Raw genomic sequence first — 1,147 nt, forward strand, 5'->3', positions numbered from 1 at the left:
GCTCAATCAATAAAGACAGCTACTTCGAAATTGAAGGTGAAAAATATAAGGTCATGGATTTAAAGAAATGGGATGATCATTTTGAAGTTTACCTGTACAAGTTGAAAAGGCAGGTGTAGTTATCATGCAGGATATAGATGAAATGATAGACTTTTTCCTTTATGAAAAAGGTGAAAGTATTAAGGTTAATGGAGCTGAGCAGATTGCTCTGATAATTGATGCAGTCGATAAACCGACTTATTATGATGATAAAATTATCCGTTGCAAATGCCAGATAAAAACAGGTGATATTGTTGAATATAACAATTTGAAATATATCCTTATCAGCCAGATTGACAAGGAAGAAAACTCATATAGAGCAAGAATAAGAAAATGCAGCTACAGGGTGGCTTTTAACTGGTCGGGTAATATTAAGTGGTTCGATTGCATTGAAGAAAGTAAAGTGTTTGATGTTGATACTGGCACTTATATATCAGTAGCTTCAGGAAATATTTTTATAACTGTACATTATAATCCCGACACACGAAATATTGCCTTAAATCAGAGATTCTACGTTACCAACCAACCGTTTAAAGTTATCGGAATCGATAAATCCCAAGAAGGTCTTATAAAATTCAATTGCGAATTGGATTCCATAAGCACATCATATGATGACGTTGAGAATAATATTGCAGACCGCTGGAGATATGAAACAGGTCATACCTATACGTTGACCATTATTAATGGTGAAACAGCTAATGTCCTTATAAATGATATTATTCAATTGAATTTATCAGCGACTGATAATGGAACCGCTTTAGCTAATCCTGTGGTTACATATACAAGCAGCGACTCCAATATCGTAAGCGTAGATAATACGGGTAAGGTTATGGGAATTGCCCTTGGTCAAGCTGTAATAACTGCGAAGCTTACATATCATGATGCGGTTTCGGATTCAATTACTATAACCACTGTGGAAACTTTTACCCACAGTTACACTATTGATATAACTGGAAGTACTACTATAAAGCTCGGTCAGAGCCAATCATATGTTGCCCACATTTATGATAATGGTACGGAAGTCTTTGATAAATCTGTAGCCTGGAGCGTAAGAAATCAGGACGGGACTACCTCTCCTGCATATGCCACCATTACAGCAAGCACAGGA

General features: G+C 36.2%; 1 protein-coding gene. It reads left to right on the forward strand.

What is annotated here, in order from left to right; genetic code table 11:
- Positions 1-124: 124 nt before the first annotated feature.
- Positions 125-1,147: Ig-like domain-containing protein (locus A7D23_RS04665; protein WP_068883382.1), on the forward strand; the 1,023-nt coding region annotated here is incomplete at its 3' end.

This window comes from Dehalobacter sp. TeCB1, assembly GCF_001707455.1.
GTDB lineage: Bacteria > Bacillota > Desulfitobacteriia > Desulfitobacteriales > Syntrophobotulaceae > Dehalobacter > Dehalobacter restrictus.